The 6,140-nt window shown below is 76.6% G+C and carries 4 protein-coding genes; 2 read left to right on the top strand and 2 right to left on the bottom strand.

Annotated elements, in window-relative coordinates:
* Positions 1-9 precede the first annotated feature (9 nt).
* Together ACFU7Z_RS34495 and ACFU7Z_RS34490 are read right to left on the bottom strand one after the other, a co-directional pair.
* Positions 10-660, bottom strand: coding sequence for a TetR/AcrR family transcriptional regulator (locus ACFU7Z_RS34495; protein WP_063780393.1), 651 nt, complete (start codon positions 658-660; stop codon positions 10-12).
* Positions 661-772: 112 nt separating this feature from the next.
* Positions 773-1,681: an acyl-CoA thioesterase gene (locus tag ACFU7Z_RS34490; RefSeq protein ID WP_380781921.1), complete on the bottom strand. Its 909-nt coding sequence runs from the start codon at positions 1,679-1,681 to the stop codon at positions 773-775.
* A 218-nt stretch (positions 1,682-1,899) separates the two neighbouring features.
* Here ACFU7Z_RS34490 and ACFU7Z_RS34485 point away from each other — a divergent pair, with 218 nt between their 5' ends.
* Both ACFU7Z_RS34485 and ACFU7Z_RS34480 read left to right on the top strand, forming a co-directional pair.
* On the top strand, positions 1,900-3,285 hold the full coding sequence (locus ACFU7Z_RS34485) for an SWIM zinc finger family protein (RefSeq protein ID WP_380781919.1): 1,386 nt from the start codon (positions 1,900-1,902) through the stop codon (positions 3,283-3,285).
* A complete protein-coding gene (locus tag ACFU7Z_RS34480) occupies positions 3,282-6,002 on the top strand; it encodes a DUF6493 family protein (protein WP_380781917.1) in 2,721 nt (906 codons plus the stop codon). Before ACFU7Z_RS34485 ends, ACFU7Z_RS34480 begins: the two co-directional genes overlap by 4 nt.
* The last annotated feature ends 138 nt before the right edge of the window (positions 6,003-6,140 follow it).

Below are 6,140 nucleotides of genomic sequence, written 5' to 3'. Positions count from 1 at the left end.
CGGCTCGGCTCAGCCGGTGGACTGGACCTCGTACGGGGCCGGGTAGCGCGTCTCGTACGGGGTCAGCACCAGCCGCACCACGTCCTCCAGGCGCCGCCGGGCGTCCCCGAGGGTGGTGCGGCCGGTCACCCAGGCGGTCAGCTCGCCCTGCCAGGCGTGGGCCACGATGTGCCGCACCAGGTCGCTCGCGGCGGCCGGCACCTCGGCCGTCACCGCTTGCAGAGCGGTGCTGTCGGCCCGGGCCATGCCCTGCAGGGCCTCGCTGGCGAAGGGGTCGGTGGAGGCGGCCACGGCCACCCGTAGCCGGGCGAGTTCGGGCTGCCGCTGGTAGGCCCGCATCCCGCCCCGGACGAACCGGACGGCCCGGTCGGTGGCCCCGAGCCCGGCCCTCGGTCCGCGCAGCTCGGCCACCAGGTCGGCCAGCAGCAGGCGGTGCCATTCGGCGATCGCCGCAGCCAGGAGGTGGTCCTTGGAGGAGAAGTAGCGGTACGCCGTCCCCAGGGCGACTCCGGACCGCTCGCAGACTTGTTTCATCTGCATACGCTCGACGCCGATCTCGTTCACCAGGGCGAGCGCGGCCGCGATCAGGCTTTCGCGGCGTTCGAGCTGACGCGGAGACATCGCCTCCACCGGCCGTGGTGACAGGTCAACCTTGGTCACCCGCACCATGATACGGGCCGGGGCCGCTCAGGAGTATGACGCCGTCCGGCCCCCTTCCGTTCGTCCGGCGGTCACCGGGGTGCCGGAGGTGTGACGAGGGGGCCCTCGGGCGTCACGACGGGTCGCGGACCAGCGCCTCCTGGACGGCGGAGGCGACCAGCCGGCCGTCCAGGTCGTAGAACTCGCCGAGCGCCAGGCCCCGGCCGTCCGAGGAGGACGGGCTGCGCTGGGCGAACAGCAGCCACTCGTCGGCCCGGAAGGGGCGGTGGAACCACATCGCGTGGTCCAGCGAGGCCATCAGCAGCCGGGGCGGCTCGGTGCGCTGGAAGAAGTTCGACTGCACGTCCAGCCCGACGGTGGAGGCCAGGGTGAGGTCGGACAGGTAGGTGAGCGCGCCGGCGTGCAGCAGCGGGTCGCCGTCCGGCAGCGGGGAGGCGGTGCGCATCCAGACGAACTGCTGGAGCAGCCCGGGGACGGCCGGCGGCAGCCCCGGGGTGTCCGCCGGGACGAACCGCAGGTCGAGGTCGCGGAAGCCGCCGGACGCGGCGAAGCCCCGGCGGACCTCCTCGGGCAGGAGGGCGACGGCGTTCGGCAGCGACTCCGGGTGCGGCAGCGGCGGGATCCGGCGCTGGCGGTCGGCGGCCGGCTCGGGGTGCTTGAAGGAGACCGAGAGGGTGAAGATCTCGTTCCCCCGCTGGAGCGCCGTCACCCGGCGGGTGGTGTACGACAGGCCCTCGCGGACCCGCTCGACCAGGTAGTCGATCGGGTGGCCCGGGGTGCCCGGCAGCAGGAAGTAGCCGTGCAGCGAGTGCACCGGGCGCTCGTCCTCGCAGGTGCGCCCGGCGGCGACGAGCGCCTGCGCGGCGACATGGCCGCCGAAGGCGCGCATCGGGGCGCCGGCGTGGCAGCAGCCCCGGAACGTGTTCTCGTCCAGCCGCTCGATCTCCAGCAGCTCGGCGAACGGGGCGGTCGGCACGGCGCGCCGTTCGGCCCGGACGTGCGGTTCGGTGAGGTCGGTCACGAGGCCATAGTGGCAGAAGCCAACCGTGTGGTGGTGTGACCTGGGTAACGCCGTCCGCGGGCTCGCGCGATGACATAGAACACGTTCCAGTCCGATCCCCGGCTCCGGCTCCGCGTCCGGCCGGGGCGGGGCCCTCCCAGTGCCCTCCCGGCGCCCTCGCGAGGCCGCCCCGCGGTCGTCCCGACGGATTGTCAGTGCCCTCACCTAGCGTGCTCGGCATGACGCAATCCGCACACGCGTACGCCTATCTGCGCCCGTCGGCCGTCCTGGACGGCGCCGACGGCCGGCACCTCGACCTGGCCACCTCCGGCGGCGCCACCCCGCTCGGCGCCGCCGCCAACCCGCGCTTCTTCGCGGGCTTCCTGGCCGATCCGGCGCCGGCCGCCGCCGCGCTGCTCGCGGTCGCGGACGTCGCCGCCGCGCGCTACTACCAGCCGCGGCTGCGCGCCTCGCTCGACCCGGTGGTCACCGCGAACGGGGACCGGCTGCGCTTCGAGTCCTTCTCGGGCTGCTGCGGCGTCTACGCCCGGCTCGACGTGCTCGGGGCCGGGCTCGACGGGGACGAGATCGGCCACGGCACCACCAACGTGGACGTCAACAACCCGCTGCGCGAGGCGCTGACCAGGATCGGCCCGGCCGACCCGCTGCACCTCGCGGTCGGGCCGGACGCGCTGGAGGTCACCACCTTCGACGGCCCGCTGGTCGAGAAGAAGGTGCCGCTGCCGGAGCGCTGGCTGCGCGGCTTCGCCGAGACCCAGGTGGTCGCCGCCGGTTTCGAACCGCGCGCCGAGCTGCCCGCCGCCGAGGCGGTGCGGTTCCTGCGCTCGCTGCCGCGCGGCGGGCGGGCCGGCGTCGGCTGGGTCGTCCCGGCCGGGAAGACGCTGCGGCCGACCACCCGGCCGGTGCCCGGCGCGGTCTGCCTGCCCGGGCCCGACCGGCTGGTGGCGCTCCAGCGGGTGCTGAGGCACGCGCTCGCCCTGCGGGTCTACGGGCCGGTCGCGGCCGGGGAGCCGACCGCCTCCGCCTGGGAGGCGGTGCTGCCCGGCATGCGGCTGACCCTGACGCTGTCTCCCGACGCCGCCCGGGGCTTCTCCGGCGAGGGCGGCGTGCTCGACGCGCTCGCCACCGGCACGGCCGAACAGGACGCCGAACTGATCGCGGTGCTGCTCGCCTGGGAGCCCCGGATCGAGGTCGGGGACCTCGCCGCCCAGTCCGGGCTGAGCCCCGAGCGGGTCCGCGCCGCGCTCACCCGGCTGGGCACCGCCGGGCAGATCGGCTACGACACCGCCGAGGCCGCGTACTTCCACCGGCAGCTCCCGTACGACGCCGGGCGGGCCGAGGCGGCCAACCCCCGGCTGCGGGCCGCCCGGGCACTGGTCGAGGCGGGCGCCGTACGGCTGGAGGAGGGCGGGGCGACGGCCGTCGTCACGGTGGACGAGCACATCCAGCGGGTGCGGACGGACGAGTCGGGGCGGCTGAGCTGCACCTGCCTGTGGTGGGGCAAGTACCGGGGCGGACGCGGGCCGTGCAAGCACGCGCTCGCGGTCGGGATGGTACGGGAGACGGCCGCCGGGGCGGCGGGGACGAAGGGGGCCGGAGCGTGAGCACGGTGGAGGGGGCCGCCCGGCAGGGGCCGGTCGACGAACTGCTGACAACCGTCCGGTCCGGGCGGCTGGCACGGATACCGGAGCTGCTGGCCGGGCTGGACGCGGCCCAGCGGCGGGCCGCCCTGACCGCGCTCAAGGCGCTGCGCAAGGAGCTGCGCCAGGAGTGGTCCCGGGAGGCGACCGAGACCAGGGGCCGCCTGCTGGTGGCCGGGGCCGGCTGCCACGCCGGCCCGGCCGCCGCCGCCACCTGGTTGGCCGGCAGCGACTTCGGCGTCCGCGACTGGGCCCGGAACTCCGTGCTGCACCAGGTCGTCGAGGCGCAGCCGGTGGAGTGGCAGGTCGAGGTGGTCACCCGGCTCGCCGTCCGGCCGGTGCGCAACCAGGGCTGGTCGATGTACCCGGTGATGGAGGCCGTGGTCCGGCGCACCGGCTGCGAGGTGCCGCGCGGCGAGACCTTCGTCCGGGGCTGGACGGATCGTGTGAGCGACTTCGGCAGCCGCGGCGCGCGTCCGACGCTGGCCGAGAAGCTGCGCCAGGACGCCTTCACCCCGGTGCTGCTGCCCGAGCTGCTCGAACTCGCGGACGTCGGCTGGCAGCTGACGCACCGGCACAGCCCGCGCCCCGGCGACGTCTGGACCGAGGCGATCGGCGAACTGGCCGCGGCCGGCCTGGTCGACCGGGCCGAGCTGCTCGACCGCTGCCTGGCCCGGCTGCTGCGCGGCGGCAAGCCGGCCGACCAGCGGGCCCTCCTGGAGGTGCTGCGGGCGCTCGATCCGACACCGGCCGAGTACGCGGCCCGGGTGCGCGACCTGGTGGCGCTGCTGGACGGCCAGTCGGTGCTCGCCGGGCACGCCCAGGAGGTGCTCGCCGGGCTGGACGAGGCCGGCCTGATCGAGCCCGAGGTGCTCGCCGAGGCCTCGGCGGTGGTGCTGTTCCGGACGGAGAAGAAGCTGGTCCGAGCCCAGCTGGCCTGGCTGGACAAGGCCGCCCGGCGCGCGCCCGGGCGCTCCGGCCCGGTGGTACTGGCCGCGGCCGAGGCCTTCGGGCACCCCGACGCGGCCCTCCAGGAACGGGCGCTGAACGTGGTGGCCCGGCACCTGAAGGCGGCGGGGGAGGCGGTGGTGGCGGAGCTGCGGACCGCCGCCGAGGGGCTGAACCCGGCCCACCACCAGCGTGCGGGCGACCTGCTCGGCGCGCCGGTCGGCGGCGACGGGGACGACCCGGACACCGGGTGGAACGCCCTCCTCCCGCCGGCCCCCGAACCGCGCCCGCTCGGTGCCCCGATCGGCTCGGCGGTGGAACTCGCGGAGGAGCTGTCCGCCCTGCTCGCCTCGCAGGAGCCCGCCGTGGCGGACTTCGAGCGGGTGCTGGACGGGCTGGTCCGGCTCACCCGCCTGGACCGGAAGGCGCTGGCCGAGGCGGTGGAGCCGGTCCGCCGGGTGCACCCGTGGCGCGGCACCAACAGCGTGGGCGACTGCACGCCCCGGGAGATCCTCTACGTGGTGGCCGCGGTGGCCGGGGAGACGCCGCCGTGGAAGGTCTGGGACTACCTCGGCCGCAAGGGCCGCTCCGTGCTGCGCGGAGCGCACACCACCGTGCACGGGGCCGTCCTCGCCGCCCGCCTGGAGGAGGCCGCCTGGCAGGTCCACCACGCCGGGCTGCCGTACCTGCTCGCCACCCCGACCGACGCCACCGGCGCACTGGACGCGGCCGAACTGGTCGAGCGGCTCGCCGGGTACGAGGCGGCGGGCGTCAAACCGGGGAAGGCCGACCTGTCCCAGGCCCTGCTGCGGGTCGACGTGCGGGCCCAGGAGGCGGTGCTGAAGGCCGCCGAGGCGCTCACCTCCCCGGCGGGGCGGTGGCTGGCGCACTGGCTGCGCACCGGCGGCCTGCCCGGGCAGCCCTCCGAGCGGGTGGTGTTCGCGCCCGGCAAGGGGGTGCGGCACACCAACGTGCACGGGGACCGCTGGTGGGAGGAGGTCGAGCGGATCGCCGTCGCCCAGCCGGGCATCGGCGCCGGACCGAAGGGGCCGGGCGGCGAGCGGCTCCCGGCCGAGCCGCGGGCCCTGCTGGACGGCACCGAGCCCAGCGTCGCCCGGGCCCGAACGGTGTACGGCTGGACGTGGCGGCCCGTCGCGCACTGGTTCGCGATGCTCCCCTGGCACCGGGAGGAGCTGGCCGCGCGCTGGCTCGACCCCTTCGCCGGGGGCGCCGACCAGGACGAGCGCGGCGCCGCCCGCTACCTCCCGCTGCTCGCCGAGGCCGGCGGCCCGGCCGGGCTCGCGCTGCACCTCGCGCTGGCGTACGGCCTGGGCTCCCGGCACGCCGAGGACCGGACGGCGGCGGTGGACGCCCTGCTGGTGCTCGCCGCGCGCGGCGACCTGGACGGCGCGCTGCTCGGCCGCGAGCTCGGCGCCCTGGTGGCCTGCGGCACGGTGATGGCCGGCCGGCTGGGGGCGGCGCTCACCACGGCGGCGGAGACCGGTGCCCGGGCGACGGTCTGGTCGGTGCTCGGGGCGGCCCTGCCGGGCCTGCTGGGCGAGGCCGACCAGTCGGCGCGCGGGCTGGGCGACCTGATCGCGCTGGCCGCCGACTGCGCCCGGCGCACCGGGGCCCGCGGGCCGGTCGCCGAGGTGACGGCGGCGGCCGAACGCGGAGGCTCCGGCCGGGTGGTCAAGGAGGCCCGGGCGCTGCGGGACGTCCTCGCGGGCTGAGGGGGCGGCGCGGGCCGGGTGGCGGCTTGCGGCTGACAGTCCGCATCTGTCACCCACGTGCTGCCGAACCTTCCGGCCGGCAAGCACACGATCCTCGCTCGTTGGACGATCGCGGACACCACCAATGCCTTCTACAGC

The sequence above is a fragment of the Kitasatospora sp. NPDC057518 genome, assembly GCF_042802075.1.
Taxonomy (GTDB): Bacteria; Actinomycetota; Actinomycetes; order Streptomycetales; family Streptomycetaceae; genus Kitasatospora.
Note: the sequence above shows the minus strand (reverse complement) of the source record. Positions and strands in the feature narration are given on the sequence as shown.